18 protein-coding genes are annotated in these 15,212 nt (G+C 41.2%); all 18 read left to right on the forward strand.

All coding sequences use genetic code 11. The features are described from left to right. Positions 1 to 43 precede the first annotated feature (43 nt). The 18 genes from FAR12_RS20350 (at position 44) to FAR12_RS20435 (ending at position 15,103) form a co-directional block, all read left to right on the forward strand. Positions 44 to 697, forward strand: a complete 654-nt coding sequence (locus tag FAR12_RS20350) for an adenylate kinase (RefSeq protein ID WP_126410608.1) — start codon at positions 44 to 46, stop codon at positions 695 to 697. Beyond that, the gene (gene map, locus FAR12_RS20355; protein WP_126410609.1) at positions 694 to 1,440 is read left to right on the forward strand and encodes a type I methionyl aminopeptidase; all 747 of its coding nucleotides are present in this window, start codon (positions 694 to 696) and stop codon (positions 1,438 to 1,440) included. The genes FAR12_RS20350 and map overlap by 4 nt, the downstream gene beginning before the upstream one ends. A 14-nt stretch (positions 1,441 to 1,454) precedes the next feature. Next, positions 1,455 to 1,742 carry an RNA-binding protein gene (locus FAR12_RS20360; protein WP_170972267.1) on the forward strand — a complete coding sequence of 96 codons (288 nt, stop codon included), beginning with the start codon at positions 1,455 to 1,457 and terminating at the stop codon, positions 1,740 to 1,742. Between the two features lie 47 nt (positions 1,743 to 1,789). Further along, on the forward strand, positions 1,790 to 2,008 hold the full coding sequence (gene infA / locus FAR12_RS20365; protein ID WP_019157108.1) for a translation initiation factor IF-1: 219 nt from the start codon (positions 1,790 to 1,792) through the stop codon (positions 2,006 to 2,008). A gap of 36 nt (positions 2,009 to 2,044) precedes the next feature. Next, the gene (gene rpmJ / locus FAR12_RS20370; protein ID WP_000868344.1) at positions 2,045 to 2,158 is read left to right on the forward strand and encodes a 50S ribosomal protein L36; all 114 of its coding nucleotides are present in this window, start codon (positions 2,045 to 2,047) and stop codon (positions 2,156 to 2,158) included. A gap of 21 nt (positions 2,159 to 2,179) precedes the next feature. Continuing rightward, the gene (gene rpsM, locus FAR12_RS20375; RefSeq protein WP_126410610.1) at positions 2,180 to 2,545 is read left to right on the forward strand and encodes a 30S ribosomal protein S13; all 366 of its coding nucleotides are present in this window, start codon (positions 2,180 to 2,182) and stop codon (positions 2,543 to 2,545) included. A gap of 22 nt (positions 2,546 to 2,567) precedes the next feature. Next, positions 2,568 to 2,957: a 30S ribosomal protein S11 gene (gene rpsK, locus FAR12_RS20380; protein WP_126410611.1), complete on the forward strand. Its 390-nt coding sequence runs from the start codon at positions 2,568 to 2,570 to the stop codon at positions 2,955 to 2,957. 206 nt (positions 2,958 to 3,163) lie between these two features. Beyond that, a complete protein-coding gene (locus tag FAR12_RS20385) occupies positions 3,164 to 4,108 on the forward strand; it encodes a DNA-directed RNA polymerase subunit alpha (RefSeq protein WP_126410612.1) in 945 nt (314 codons plus the stop codon). A gap of 63 nt (positions 4,109 to 4,171) precedes the next feature. Further along, positions 4,172 to 4,534: a 50S ribosomal protein L17 gene (gene rplQ / locus FAR12_RS20390; RefSeq protein ID WP_126410613.1), complete on the forward strand. Its 363-nt coding sequence runs from the start codon at positions 4,172 to 4,174 to the stop codon at positions 4,532 to 4,534. A 709-nt stretch (positions 4,535 to 5,243) separates the two neighbouring features. Beyond that, positions 5,244 to 6,083 carry an energy-coupling factor ABC transporter ATP-binding protein gene (locus FAR12_RS20395; protein ID WP_126410614.1) on the forward strand — a complete coding sequence of 280 codons (840 nt, stop codon included), beginning with the start codon at positions 5,244 to 5,246 and terminating at the stop codon, positions 6,081 to 6,083. Beyond that, positions 6,059 to 6,928: an energy-coupling factor ABC transporter ATP-binding protein gene (locus FAR12_RS20400; protein ID WP_126410615.1), complete on the forward strand. Its 870-nt coding sequence runs from the start codon at positions 6,059 to 6,061 to the stop codon at positions 6,926 to 6,928. Before FAR12_RS20395 ends, FAR12_RS20400 begins: the two co-directional genes overlap by 25 nt. Continuing rightward, entirely contained in the window at positions 6,925 to 7,722 is a 798-nt protein-coding gene (locus FAR12_RS20405; RefSeq protein ID WP_126410616.1) for an energy-coupling factor transporter transmembrane component T family protein, read from the forward strand. Before FAR12_RS20400 ends, FAR12_RS20405 begins: the two co-directional genes overlap by 4 nt. Before the next feature lie 10 nt (positions 7,723 to 7,732). Then, a complete protein-coding gene (gene truA / locus FAR12_RS20410; RefSeq protein ID WP_126410617.1) occupies positions 7,733 to 8,482 on the forward strand; it encodes a tRNA pseudouridine(38-40) synthase TruA in 750 nt (249 codons plus the stop codon). 164 nt (positions 8,483 to 8,646) lie between these two features. Further along, positions 8,647 to 9,084 (forward strand): 50S ribosomal protein L13, encoded by a 438-nt coding sequence (gene rplM, locus FAR12_RS20415; RefSeq protein WP_126410618.1) that lies wholly within the window; start codon positions 8,647 to 8,649, stop codon positions 9,082 to 9,084. 18 nt (positions 9,085 to 9,102) lie between these two features. Further along, positions 9,103 to 9,495 (forward strand): 30S ribosomal protein S9, encoded by a 393-nt coding sequence (gene rpsI, locus FAR12_RS20420; RefSeq protein WP_126410619.1) that lies wholly within the window; start codon positions 9,103 to 9,105, stop codon positions 9,493 to 9,495. A gap of 524 nt (positions 9,496 to 10,019) precedes the next feature. Next, on the forward strand, positions 10,020 to 11,702 hold the full coding sequence (locus tag FAR12_RS20425; RefSeq protein ID WP_126410620.1) for a serine hydrolase domain-containing protein: 1,683 nt from the start codon (positions 10,020 to 10,022) through the stop codon (positions 11,700 to 11,702). A gap of 19 nt (positions 11,703 to 11,721) precedes the next feature. After that, positions 11,722 to 13,782 (forward strand): glycoside hydrolase family 3 protein, encoded by a 2,061-nt coding sequence (locus FAR12_RS20430; RefSeq protein WP_126410621.1) that lies wholly within the window; start codon positions 11,722 to 11,724, stop codon positions 13,780 to 13,782. A gap of 70 nt (positions 13,783 to 13,852) precedes the next feature. Next, the gene (locus FAR12_RS20435; RefSeq protein ID WP_126410622.1) at positions 13,853 to 15,103 is read left to right on the forward strand and encodes an exo-beta-N-acetylmuramidase NamZ family protein; all 1,251 of its coding nucleotides are present in this window, start codon (positions 13,853 to 13,855) and stop codon (positions 15,101 to 15,103) included. Positions 15,104 to 15,212 lie beyond the last annotated feature (109 nt).

Consider the following 15,212-nt stretch of genomic DNA (forward strand, 5'->3'; position numbering starts at 1 on the left):
ACGCTAGGTTCCCATACCGTTTTAGCCTTAAGGAGGAATTCACGTGAATTTAGTACTAATGGGTCTTCCAGGTGCCGGTAAAGGTACACAAGCCGAGAAAATCGTCGAAAATTACGGCATTCCTCATATTTCTACAGGTGACATGTTTCGCGCAGCTATGAAAGAAGGTACAGAACTTGGTTTGAAAGCAAAATCCTTCATGGACCAAGGTGCACTTGTTCCAGACGAAGTGACAATCGGAATCGTTCGAGAACGCCTCAGCAAGGATGATTGTCAAACTGGATTTTTACTTGATGGATTTCCAAGAACTGTTCCCCAAGCAGAAGCTCTTGAAAACATTCTTACCGAATTAGGCAAAAAAATTGATTATGTCTTAAATATCGATGTGGACCAAGATATCTTAATGGATCGTTTGACTGGTCGTCGCATTTGTAAAGATTGTGGCGCAACCTATCATCTAGTCTTCAATCCTCCTGCACAAGAAGGTGTATGTAATCGTTGTGGCGGTGAATTATACCAACGTGCAGATGATAATGAAGAAACTGTTAAGAATCGTTTACATGTAAACATCGAACAGGCAAAACCATTGCTTGATTTCTATGAAACAAAAGGGTACTTGAGAAATATTGATGGTCAGCAGGATATTAACAAAGTGTTTGTTGATATAGAGAGTCTTCTCGGGGGCCTAAATGCATGATTATTTGTAAAACCCCACGGGAGATTGAAATCATGCGTGAAGCTGGTCGGATTGTAGCACTGACTCACCAGGAATTAAAGAAACATGTTGCTCCAGGGATTACAACGAAAGAATTAGACGCGATTGCTGAAAAATTTATTCGTTCCCATGATGCATATCCTTCTTTTAAAGGGTATAATGGATTTTCTGGCAGCATTTGTGCTTCAGTGAACGAAGAACTCGTTCATGGTATTCCGGGGAATCGCGTGTTGCAAGAAGGCGATATTATCAGCATCGATATTGGTGCCGAATATAAAGGTTATCATGGTGATTCAGCATGGACTTACCCTGTTGGTAATATTGACGACGAATCTGCACGTCTATTAGATGTCACAGAACAGTCTTTGTATATTGGTCTTAAGGAAGCTAGTCCAGGTGAACGTTTATCGAACATCTCCCATGCGATTCAGAACTTTGTAGAATCGAATGGTTTTTCGATTGTACGTGAGTATGCTGGGCACGGAATCGGGCAAGACTTACATGAGGATCCTGAAATTCCTCATTATGGTCCTCCGAACAAAGGTCCGCGTTTAAAACCGGGAATGGTACTTTGTATTGAACCGATGGTGAATGCAGGAAGTCGTTATGTTAAAACTTTAGCAGATGATTGGACTGTTGTTACAACCGATGGGAAAAAGTGTGCTCACTTTGAGCATACAATCGCTATCACTGAAACAGGCTATGAAATTCTGACAATAGTCTAGAATCAGGTGATTTTATGGTTGGTTACGATTCACGTCCAGAATTAGGGCAAATAGTCTTAATTTCTCACGGACGAGACGCAGGTCAGTATGCTATAATAGTAGGGTTGTTAGACAATCGGTTTGTTTTTCTGGCTGACGGTGATAAAAAGAAATTTGATCAACCGAAGAAGAAGAATCTACTACATCTTAAGCTTATTGATTTTGTATCTCCAGAAGTTCAAAGAAGTTTATTAGAAACCGGTCGCGTAACTAACGGAAAACTCCGATATGCATTAAATAAGTTTGAATCAATGAATAAGTGAGATTTTCACTTCGTGTAAAATCTTAATTTAGAAGGGAGTCAAGTTCGATGGCGAAAGATGATGTAATTGAAATTGAAGGTACAGTACTTGAAACTTTGCCAAATGCAATGTTTAAGGTAGAATTAGAAAATGGTCATACTGTTTTGGCTCATGTTTCTGGTAAAATCCGTATGCACTTCATCCGCATTTTACCTGGAGACAAAGTAACTGTTGAGCTATCTCCATATGACTTAACACGCGGAAGAATTACTTATCGCTTTAAATAGTCTATTGCACTCCGTACTATCAAGGAGGTTAGGATAATGAAAGTTAGACCATCTGTTAAGCCGATCTGCGAAAAGTGTAAAGTTATCCGCAGACGCGGTAAAGTTATGGTTATATGTGAAAACCCTAAGCATAAACAAAAACAAGGTTAATATTAAGGAGGTGCGCATATAATGGCACGTATTGCTGGTGTAGACGTCCCACGTGAAAAACGTGTAGTGATTTCTCTAACATACATCTATGGTATTGGTAAAAGTACAGCACAAAAGGTTTTAGCTGATGCTGGTGTTTCTGAAAACACTCGTGTTCGCGATTTAACTGAGGATGAATTAAACAAAATCCGTGAAATTATCGACAAGTTAAAGGTTGAAGGTGACCTTCGTCGTGAAATTTCTTTAAACATCAAACGCTTAATGGAGATCGGAAGCTTCCGTGGTCTTCGTCATCGTCGTGGTTTACCTGTTCGCGGTCAAAACACTAAGAACAACGCTCGTACTCGTAAAGGCCCACGTAAAACTGTAGCTAACAAGAAGAAATAATCGGTAAAGGAGGTTACTTTAAATGGCTCGTAAAACAAATACACGTAAACGTCGTGTTAAAAAGAATATTGAACAAGGTGTTGCACACATTCGTTCTACATTCAATAACACAATCGTAACAATCACTGACGTTCATGGAAATGCAATTTCATGGTCAAGTGCTGGTGCGTTAGGATTCAAGGGTTCTCGTAAATCTACGCCTTTCGCAGCGCAAATGGCAGCTGAAACTGCAGCAAAAACATCTATGGAACATGGAATGAAAACTCTTGAGGTAACTGTAAAAGGTCCTGGTGCAGGTCGTGAAGCAGCTATTCGTGCTCTTCAAGCTGCAGGTCTTGAAGTTACAGCTATCAGAGACGTAACTCCAGTACCTCATAATGGTTGCCGTCCGCCTAAACGTCGTCGTGTGTAATTTTTCTGTATAGAATTTAAATCCCTGTCTATAATGGGAAAAGGTAAGATATTTTCACTTTGGTGAAAAATCTGCGATACTAATTTTTTTCTGAATAAATACAGAATCATTAATCCAGTTGTTGTGCACAATCGGGAACGTATACAGGGGGAATTTCAGTTAAGGTTTTAACTGAGATTTCGACGTTTTGAAGGAGGGTATATTTGATGATCGAAATAGAAAAACCAAAAATCGAAACGGTTGAGATCAGCGATGATGCAAAGTATGGGAAGTTCGTCGTAGAACCACTTGAGCGTGGATATGGTACTACTTTGGGTAACTCCTTACGTCGTATCCTATTATCGTCACTCCCAGGTGCCGCTGTCACATCGATTCAAGCTGACGGGGTACTTCATGAGTTTCAAACAATTGAAGGCGTCGTTGAAGATGTTACATCTGTCATTCTTAATATTAAGAAGCTTGCCCTTAAGATCTACTCTGATGAGGAGAAGACTCTTGAGATTGACGTGCAAGGTGAAGGTGTTGTAACAGCAGCCGATATTACTCATGATAGTGATGTTGAGATTCTGAATCCAGATCTTCACATTGCGACCCTTGGTAAGAATGGTAACTTGCGTATGCGATTAACGGCAAGACGTGGTCGAGGTTATACGCCTGCTGATCAAAACAAGAGAGAAGATCAACCGATCGGTGTTATTCCAATCGATTCTATCTATACTCCTGTTTCACGTGTTTCTTTCCAAGTTGAAAACACACGTGTTGGTCAAATGACAAACTATGACAAATTAACCCTCGATGTTTGGACTGACGGAAGTACAGGTCCACAGGATGCGATTGCTCTAGGTGCAAAGATTTTCACTGAGCATTTAAACATCTTCGTTGGTTTAACTGATGAAGCACAAAATGCTGAAATCATGGTCGAAAAAGAAGAAGATCAAAAAGAAAAAGTTCTTGAGATGACAATTGAGGAACTAGATTTATCTGTTCGTTCATATAACTGCTTAAAGCGTGCTGGTATCAACACTGTTCAGGAATTAGCTAATAAGACTGAAGAAGATATGATGAAGGTACGTAATTTAGGACGTAAATCTCTTGAAGAAGTAAAACATAAATTAGAGGAGCTTGGACTAGGCTTACGTAAGGATGACTGATTAGTTGCCCGTGTGTAGGACAAACCCAAGAACTGATGACTTCAACAAAGGAGGGAAACTTTCATGGGATACAGAAAGTTAGGACGCACTAGTGCTCAGCGTAAAGCAATGTTACGTGATTTAACTACAGACTTAATCATCAATGAGCGTATTGAAACAACTGAAGCTCGTGCGAAAGAACTTCGTTCAGTTGTAGAAAAAATGATTACACTTGGTAAGCGTGGAGATCTTCATGCACGTCGTCAAGCTGCTGCATACATCCGTAACGAGGTTGCAAATGCTGAAACAAACCAAGATGCTGTACAAAAATTATTCTCTGATATCGCTACTCGCTATCAAGAGCGTCAAGGCGGATACACTCGTATCATGAAACTTGGACCACGTCGTGGAGACGGAGCTCCAATGGTAATCATCGAGTTAGTATAATATCATTTTCTAACAACAAGGGCATGGGACAGTTTGAACAGAACGTGTTCATGTCCTTGTTTACTATCACCGCCTTTTTAAGGATTTAAGCCAACACTGAGTGTTATGATGAGCATGCATTGGATTATTATTATAACGCGCTGGACCGATTTTTATGAGTCTTGCGTGCGCGTGTCTCGTCTAGCTCATGCACCTCTTTTATGACGATAAAAGAGGTGCAGGCTTTATTTCAAATTTTGAGCCAAATGGGAGACATTTGCTTTAAAAGAATATTGCTATCATTTTTGTTTTTAATTTTATAATGTCTTCGATTAAAACAGGCTCGCCAAATGGCGAGTTTTCTTTTTTATATGGGGTAATTGAATTTGGTTCTCGCAATTTGTTTTCATAAGGACGGAACTGATTAGATTCTAACAAAAGATGTCTTTATGAGCGGTTCATGCGGACAGTATCGACTGGATTCTTACAAAAGTTGTCTTTATGACCGGTGCATGTGGACAGAATTGGGTGGATTCATGTAAATGATGTCTTTATGAACACCCCATACGGACACTAATGGAGAAAATCGATTAAATTATGTCTTCATGAATGAACTAAAACAACTTTTTGAAAACGGCTAGTATCGATCACCATTAAAAAAATGGTATAGTAGATTTCGTTAAGAGATTAGAATAGATTAGTGAAGCAGAGCTGAGAGGAGGACGACATAATGAAAAATCCGGTTGTGACGATAGAGAATGTATCCTTTAAATATGACGGGCAGGAACAGTATGCTCTTAAGGATGTATCCTTTCAAATATATGATGACGAATGGTTAGCGATTGTGGGCCATAATGGCTCAGGGAAATCGACACTAGCCAAGCTATTAAACGGGCTCCAATTTCCTGAAGAAGGTCGTATCCAAATAGGTGGTATCGATTTAACAGAAGAGACGGTATGGGATATCAGGAAATTAATTGGAATGGTTTTTCAAAACCCTGACAATCAATTTGTTGGAACGACGGTACAGGATGATGTGGCTTTTGGTTTAGAAAATAACGGGATTCCCCGTGAAGATATGGTGGAGCGTGTGCAGAGCTCTTTGAAGAGTGTTAAAATGGAGCAATTTCTTGATCAAGAGCCGCACCATTTATCAGGTGGACAAAAGCAAAGAGTCGCGATCGCAGGTGTAATCGCACTACGTCCCAAAATCATCGTCTTAGATGAAGCAACATCCATGCTCGACCCACGTGGACGAGAAGAGGTATTAGATACAATTAGACAGTTGAAAAATGATCATCAAATGACGGTTATTTCCATTACCCATGATTTAGAGGAAGCTGCCAAGGCGGATCGAATCATCGTAATGAACGGTGGGGAGCTTTACCGTGAAGGTACCCCTGAAGAGATTTTTCAAATGGACGAAGAATTGGTGAAGCTAGGGTTGGACATTCCATTCCCTGTGAAAATGAGCAAAATGTTAAAAGCGAAAGGCATTCCTTTAAATAAGCATTATTTATCTGAGGAAGAGTTGGTGACACAATTATGGACATCTCACTCCAACAAGTAGAATATCGTTACCAAGCCAATTCACCATTTGAACGTCTTGCTATTCAAAATGTCTCAATTGATATTCCGTCTGGAACGTATTTGGCGATTATTGGCCATACAGGTTCAGGGAAATCAACGATTTTACAACATCTCAACGCGATTTTACGACCAACCGAGGGGAAGGTTGTCATCGGCGATCGTGAGGTCACGAATGCGAAGAAGCAGAAGAATTTGAAGGAAATCCGCAAACGTGTCGGGATTGTTTTTCAGTTTCCTGAGCACCAGTTGTTTGAAGAAACAGTGGAAAAAGATATCTGCTTCGGTCCAATGAATTTTGGGGTATCTGAAGCAGATGCTAAGGTTCGTGCACGAAAAGCGATTAAACAAGTCGGTCTTTCTGAAGAGATTCTACAGAAGTCCCCATTTGACCTATCTGGTGGACAAATGAGACGTGTAGCGATTGCGGGGGTACTTGCAATGGAGCCTGACGTTATCGTCCTAGATGAGCCGACTGCAGGGCTTGACCCACGTGGCCGTAAAGAAATTATGGATATGTTTTATCAGCTCCATAAGGAAAGAAACTTATCGACTGTGCTTGTGACGCATAGTATGGAGGATGCATCTCAGTATGCGGACCAAATTGTTATTATGCATCAAGGGCAGGTTTATAAAAAAGGCACCCCTCGCGAGATTTTTCATTCGCCAGATGGCTTAATTGAGCTTGGTTTGGATGTGCCAGAGGTCGTTCGATTCCAACAAAAGCTTGAAGCAGCCTTCAAGACAAAACTCGCAAAAACATGTATTACATTGGACGAGCTGACGGATGAAATTGATCAGCTTTTTAAAAGGGGTGAGCCAAAATGATGGAAAAAATGATTTTTGGTCGCTATATACCTGCTGAGTCACCGTTGCATCGAATGGATCCAAGGTCAAAAATATTGCTCGTGTTCCTATTTGTTTGTGTGGTTTTTATTGCGAATAACGCGATCACCTACGGGCTATTAGCGGTCTATACGTTCCTAATGGTGCTTTCCTCAAAGGTGCCGATTCGCTTCATTTTGGGCGGTCTCAGAATCGTTCTGTGGCTCGTGTTGTTTACGCTCGTGCTCCATCTCTTTTTCACAAAAGAAGGAGACGTGCTATTTCAATGGGGGAGCATTTCGATTTATGAAGGAGGCTTGAAGCAAGGGATATTTATTTCCGTGCGATTCTTCCTGCTTATCTTGATGACGTCCTTATTAACGTTAACGACGACGCCAATTGAGATTACCGATGGAATTGAAGTGTTGTTAGATCCGTTGAAAAAAATAAAATTCCCCGTCCATGAGTTAGCATTAATGATGTCGATTTCCTTACGTTTCATTCCAACGCTAATGGAGGAAACGGATAAAATTATGAAGGCGCAGACGGCAAGAGGCGTTGAATTTTCCGGAGGACCGATTAAGGACCGCGTGAAGGCAATTATTCCTTTATTAATTCCATTATTCATTGGCTCATTTAAGCGAGCAGAAGAGCTAGCTACAGCGATGGAGGCAAGAGGTTATCGAGGCGGAGAAGGACGAACGAAATATCGTCAGCTTCGCTGGGGCTTTGTAGACACGGTTATGCTTCTTATCCTTGCTTTTGTAACGGCGGCTCTAGTATTATTCCGATCTTAGGAGAGAGTATATGCAACGATATAAGTGTAAGGTCGCCTATGATGGTTCCCAGTTTTCCGGTTATCAGATTCAGCCAAATCAGCGCACCGTCCAGGGAGAGCTTGAAAAGGCCTTAGAGAAGCTTCATAAGGGTAAAGAGACAAAAGTATTCGCATCTGGACGCACGGATGCTGGCGTACATGCGAGGGGGCAGATGATTCACTTTGATTCTCCCTTCTCGATTCCTGAGGAAAAATGGCCAGTTGCGTTAAATGCACTTTTACCAGATGAAATTTCTATTCTTGAGGTTGAAAAAGCGGAATCCGATTTTCATGCAAGATTCGATGTAACAGGTAAGGAATACCGTTATTTTGTCTACACTAGTAAAGTGCGAGATCCGTTTCGACGCCATTATGCATATCATTATCCTTATGCCTTAAATCTTGTAACGATCAAAAAAGCGTCCCAATATTTACTAGGCACCCATGATTTTACCAGCTTCTGTTCAGCGAAAACAGAGGTTGAGGACAGGGTAAGAGAGCTTCGAGAAATCGAAGTTTTGGAAGAGGGCGACATGCTCGTTTTTCGATTTGTCGGCAATGGATTTTTGTATAATATGGTAAGAATTTTAGTAGGAACCTTGCTACAGATAGGAGCGGGTGAAATTCTATCCGATGAGATCCCAGCCATTCTTGCGAAAAAGGATCGGATCTATGCAGGGAAAACAGCACCTCCTCAAGGCTTATACTTGTGGAAAGTGGATTATGAAAATAATTCATGACAACCTATCCTGGTGTCAAATATGTTCTTGACAGAATGACGTCAGTGTTTTATCATAATATGGTATGTATTTTAATCCCACGATAAGCCCCGGAACTTATTGTGATGAAGAATATACGAATTAGAATTTGAATTTTGAAATGGACAATTTTAGGAGGGAAACTCATGCGTACAACGTTTATGGCTAACGCTAACAATATCGAACGTAAATGGTACGTAGTTGATGCTGAAGGCAAAACTTTAGGTCGTCTTACTTCTGAAGTAGCATCTATTCTACGTGGTAAACATAAACCAACTTTCACACCACATGTTGACACTGGTGATCATGTAATCATTATCAATGCTTCAAAAATCCACTTAACTGGTAAGAAGCTAACTGACAAGATCTACTACCGTCACTCTTTACACCCAGGTGGTTTAAAAACAAGAACAGCGCTTGAAATGCGTACAAACTACCCTGAAAGAATGTTAGAGCTTGCTATCAAAGGCATGCTTCCAAAGAATTCTTTAGGTCGTCAAATGTTCAAAAAATTACACGTTTATGCTGGAGCAGAGCATCAGCATCAAGCACAAAAACCTGAAGTTTACGAACTTCGTGGATAATTAAGGGAGGATTTATACATGGCACAGGTTCAATACATTGGTACTGGTCGTCGTAAGAGCTCCGTTGCACGAGTTCGTTTAGTTCCAGGCAGCGGCAAAATTACGATCAACGATCGTGACATTACAGATTACATTCCATTCGAAGCACTACGCGAAGTAGTGAAGCAACCATTAAACGCTACTGAAACTCTTGGTAGCTACGATGTTCTTGTTAACGTTAAAGGTGGAGGTTACACTGGTCAAGCTGGCGCTATCCGCCACGGTATCGCTCGTGCGTTACTTCAAGTTGACCCAGAATACCGTCCAACACTTAAGCGTGCAGGATTATTAACTCGTGACGCTCGCATGAAAGAACGTAAGAAATACGGTCTTAAAGGCGCTCGTCGTGCACCTCAGTTCTCAAAACGTTAATTTTACGTTTACAAAGGCTCTCAACCGATTTGGTTGGGGGTCTTTTTTAATTGGCTTACTTCCTAAAGCTCGTTGTTAAAATCTTAAAGCCGTTGGCTAGCGGCCGATTTTAACGTAGAAATACGTATTTTGTGCTTATTATGATGTTTGTAGCTCTTTTCTCAAATATCTAAGTGATTGAGAACAAAAACATTATTTGATGCGTTATATTTTATTCCAAAAGCAACAAAGTTTGAGAAAAGAGCATATTTATTTGTTCGCAAACTCCTAGTTTATTTTTTACTATCGCAATTTAGTCCAATTCTGAAATAAAATTTTAAAATTTTATCAGAAATTTTAAAAAATAATTCCAATGACGTGATTCTTTTGTCCTGTAAAAATGCATGATATGGGACCTATGTGGCATAGACTACTATACATCATTACCTATATGCTTTTACTATAAATTGTAAGCGTTACTAACATTTTGATATAAATTCGAGAGAGCCCGCCTACAATTCATTCAATTGTATAAAGGAGGACATATGAAAAGAAAAACGTTTATGATTACAGCCGTTTGTACCCTGCTACTAGGCACTTCAACAGCTTTTGCCAACAATGACCTTCCGAAGAGCTCCACTATTGAAAAAGAGGACAAGCCCTCATTCCCATCTCAGAAACCGCACCCTGTTTTTACCTGGAATTCATCTGTCATTCCCGTTTCGAGCAAACTTCATCCAAGCTCTGCACGGGGAGCAGGAATGGTAGAAGCCCCACTTCAGCAAATCGATCAAGTTATGAATCAAGCCATTTCACAAAAATTAATGCCGGGAGCTGTCACATTGGTAGCGAGAGCTGGGAAAATCGTAAAACATGATGCGTATGGCTATGCAGCTCAATACACCGATGGTAATTTTTCCGAAATGGAAAAGCCAATTCCGATGAAAAAGGATACCATTTTTGACTTAGCCTCTATCAGCAAAATATTTACTGCGACGGCCGTGATGATTCTTTTTGAAAAAGGATTGTTCGAGCTTGATGATCCGGTGGCGAAGCATATTCCTGAGTTTGCGGCAAACGGCAAGGAACATGTGACCATTCGCCAGTTGTTAACCCACACATCTGGATTTGTCTCTTGGGTCCCTCTATACTCACAAGGCAGTTCAAGAGAAGACAGGCTGAAGATCGTTTTAAATCAACCGTTGAAGAACCCACCTGGAACAGCTTATGAATACAGTGATCTAAACATGATTACGTTAGGAATGTTAATTGAGCATTGGTCTGGACAGCGCCAGGATGCATTCGTCAGAGAGCATATCACAGAACCTTTAGGTATGAAGGATACGATGTATAACCCGCCAGCATCCTTGAAGAACCGTATCGCTGCGACAGAGTACCAAGCTGTCCCGAACCGTGGTCTCGTTTGGGGAGAAGTCCATGATGAAAACGCTTGGTCATTGGATGGAGTTGCTGGACATGCTGGTGTATTCTCAACTGCAAAAGACCTCGCAAAGCTTGCCCATATTTTTATTAATGAAGGAGAGTATGGCGGGAAAAGAATTCTGAAGCCAGAAACAGTACAGCTGCTACTAGAGAATCAAAACGCGGCATTTGCAGGAAATGACCATGGGCTTGGCTGGGAGTTAGGTCAGGGTTGGTATATGGATGGATTAACCGAAGGTACATACTCTTTTGGCCATACGGGATATACCGGAACTTCGATTGTGGTGAGCCCGAATAATAAAACAGTCGCCATCTTGCTGACGAACCGTGTCCACCCATCAAGAAATATGGGGTCTTTGAATCAAACTCGCCGTCTATTTGCGAGACAAGTAGCAGATGCCATTCCAGTTTCGATCCCTGGTAAGAAAAAGGCTTGGTTTGCAGGGTATGGGGATAACCTAAACCGAGAAATGGAAACGGATCTTCATTTAACGAAGGATACAAAACTCACCTTCTCTACATGGCATATGATCGAGAATGTCTGGGATTTTGGGTCTGTAGAGATTTATAGAGAAGGCAGCTGGGAGCAGCTTGCTTCATTTACTGGTACAAGTAATGGTTGGGAAAAGAAAGAATTAGATATTCCTCATGATGCAACGAAATTGCGATTTGTCTATCGAACAGATGGTTCTACTAATTTACGCGGCTGGTATATTCAAAATCCAAAACTAGATTCAGGAGAACTTTCTTTTACGAAAAATGAATGGGAACTAAGGGACTATTAAAAAAAGGAGGAGGAGAAGCATGCGAAAAATGATCACCGCGTTTCTAGCATTTTTACTCGTGCTGACTGGGATTCCTTTTACAGGAGTAACGGCAGCTTCAGGAATCACCGATTTAGTAATTGATCTCAATGTTCCACAGGTTACGAGAGAGGTTAAGGATAACAAACTAGATTTGAACGGACTTCATGTTTATGATGATGGTCACTTTATGCTTGCATCTCAAAACGTAACATGGACGTCTACTAATAAGAATGTTGCCTCTGTGTCACAAGATGGGGAAGTAACTTTAACTGGTCATAATGGGAAAACATTTATCTCTGTCACGGATGGCAGCAATAACGATAGAATTTCAATTCAATACAAGGGCAATCAGGACAAAATCCTTGTTAAAAAAGAGAAAGGTGCACGTTACGACCTTATCGGCAATGCAACCCGGCACATGTCCATGGAGGAAAAGGTCGGACAAATGCTCATGCCGGACTTTAGAAATTGGAATGGCCAAAATGTAACGGTTATGAAAGACGAAATTGCTCAGCTTGTAAAGGATTATCATCTGGGTGGTGTCATTTTATTCCGTGAAAATACGGTAACAGCTGATCAAACAACTAGGCTTGTGAGTGCTTATCAGGAAGCAGCAGAAAAGTACGGACTGATCATTTCCATTGACCAAGAAGGTGGAATTGTTACTCGACTTCAAACAGGTACCGATTTTCCTGGGAACATGGCGCTTGGAGCGACACGCTCTGAAGAATTAGCTGAAAAGGTTGGAAAGGCCATTGGCGAAGAGCTGAACGCGCTTGGAATAAATATGAATTTTGGACCTGTACTGGACGTAAACAATAATCCAGATAATCCGGTCATTGGGGTTCGCTCTTTTAGTGAGGATCCGGAGTTAGTAGCGGATTTAGGTAATGCGTATATTAAAGGGCTCCATGAAACTGGCACCGCGGCGACTTCTAAGCATTTTCCAGGCCATGGAGATACGGCGACTGATTCACATGTGGGACTTCCATCGGTACCTCATGATCTCGACCGTTTGAAGGAAGTAGAATTATATCCTTTCCAACAGGCTATGGATACGGGAATTGATGCGATTATGACAGCGCACGTGACATTCCCGAAAATTGATGATACGAAGGCCATCTCTAAAAAAGACGGAACAGAAGTCGCGGTACCAGGTACACTTTCCCACAAAATATTAACGGGTCTTGTCCGCGAAGACATGGGCTTCAAAGGAGTGATCGTAACGGATGCGATGAATATGGGGGCCATTGCCGATCATTTTGGACCTGTTGATGCAGCCATCCGTGCTGTTAACGCAGGGGCAGATATCCTTTTAATGCCAGTTGGAATCGTAGATGTAGCAAATGGACTGTATGATGCAGTGAATTCAGGTGAAATTTCAGAAGATAGATTAGAGCAATCCGTTGAGAGAATATTAACGCTGAAGTTAAATAGAGGAATCGTGAAGGCTGAAGTTGAAAAGAGCCTTGATGAAAAGGTAGCGAATGCACTTAAAGTAGTAGGTTCAGCAGAACATAAGGCAGTTGAAAAAGAAGCAGCAGAAAAATCGATCACGCTTGTGAAAAATGATTCGGTTCTTCCACTTTCTGTTTCTCCTGAAGATAAGATTGTGGTGGTTGGTGGATCTGGATACTCTATAAACCTTCTTGCAGAAGAGGTTCAAAAGCACCAGCCCGGAGCCGTTTACATCAATGCTACGGATAAACTTACAGCCACACAATTAGCACAAGTACAAGGTGCGAAATATATCATTGCAGGTACCTACACATCTAGTGTGAGTGGCAGAGCACAAAATGCTAGTCAAATGGTGATGACACGACAACTTATTGAAACGGGTATACCGGTCATTGCTGTTGGGGCTCGAAATCCATATGACGTTATGTCCTACACGGATGTAGACGCCTACCTTGTTCAATATGGTTTCAAACCAGCTAGTTTTGCAGCAACGGCAAACACCATTTTTGGTCAAAATAATCCAACTGGAAAACTTCCAGTCACGATTTACAACCATGATGGCAGTGTTTTATATGGATTTGATCATGGGTTAGGGTACTAAGCGATAGATAAAGGGGAAAGTAGTTTATCAGGAGGATGGCTATTTTCCCTAAACAAGAGGAGGCGTAGTCATGAAAAAATGGATTACAGGTCTATTGGTTCTCGTTCTATTACTGTCTACCGTTTCAGCAGCTGTTGCAAAGAACGATAAAGAAAAGAAGAAGGAAAAATTTCGTTTAGGCGTAGAGGTTTTGCTGAAGGATAAGATTGATTTGATAAAGGATAAGCGGGTCGGATTAATCACGAATCCAACCGGGGTCGATCAAAATGTAACGAGTATTGTAGATTTACTCTATACTAACCCTGATGTGACTCTTACTGCTCTATACGGACCTGAGCATGGTGTCCGTGGAAGTGCGCAAGCCGGTGAGTATGTGGAACAATATACGGATGAAAAAACAGGGCTTCCAGTTTACAGTCTATATGGACAGACGAAGAAGCCGACACCTGAGATGCTAAGCAATGTTGATGTATTGTTATTTGATATCCAAGACGTGGGGGCACGTTTTTACACCTATATATACACCATGGCCCTAGCGATGGAAGCGGCGAAAGAAAATAATATCCCAATTATCGTTCTTGACCGTCCAAATCCAATCAGCGGGACAAGAGTCGAAGGACCAGTGCTTGAGGATAAGTATTCTTCTTTCATCGGTGAGTATCCGATTCCTGTTCGCCACGGGATGACGGTCGGGGAGTTAGCAAAGCTTTTTAATACAGAATTTGAAATTGGAGCAGATTTAACTGTTGTGGAAATGGAAGGCTGGAAGCGAAATACGTATTACGATGAAACGCCATTAGAATGGGTCCTTCCGTCTCCAAATATGCCAACATTAGAAACTGCGGTTGTCTACACAGGGGCTGCCCTAATCGAAGGAACCAATGTTTCCGAGGGAAGAGGAACAACAAAGCCATTTGAATTAATTGGAGCACCTTTCATAAATAGTGACGACTTAGCTTCCGAGTTGAACTCGTACAAATTACCTGGCGTCATATTCCGAGCAGCTTCATTTATACCGTCCTCATCGAAGCATGCGAATGTGTTAAGCCATGGAATTCAAATTCATGTGACAAACCGAAATGCCTATAAGCCGTTTGAAACAGGGTTGTATATTGTAAAAACGATCCACGATATGTATCCGAATGAGTTCCAATTTAGAGCGCCAAGTTCAGCAGGAATTTCTTTCTTTGATAACCTTGTCGGGAATGGTTCGATCCGTGCTGATATTGAAGCGGGTAAAAGTGTGGAAGAAATGAAAGCAGCATGGCAGGCGGATTTAGATGAATTTAAAGAGGTTCGTGAAAAGTATTTATTATATTGATAGGTGTAAGAGGCCATGCTTTTTTGGGGGCCTCTTTTTTAGCATAATTGATATAAAAATAGAAAAAAGCCAAGGCCTAATGGTTAAAAGCGCTTGGCTGTAGAATTAT

Origin of the sequence: Bacillus yapensis (genome assembly GCF_005280205.1) — a bacterium.
GTDB classification, from domain to species: Bacteria; Bacillota; Bacilli; order Bacillales; family Cytobacillaceae; genus Robertmurraya; species Robertmurraya yapensis.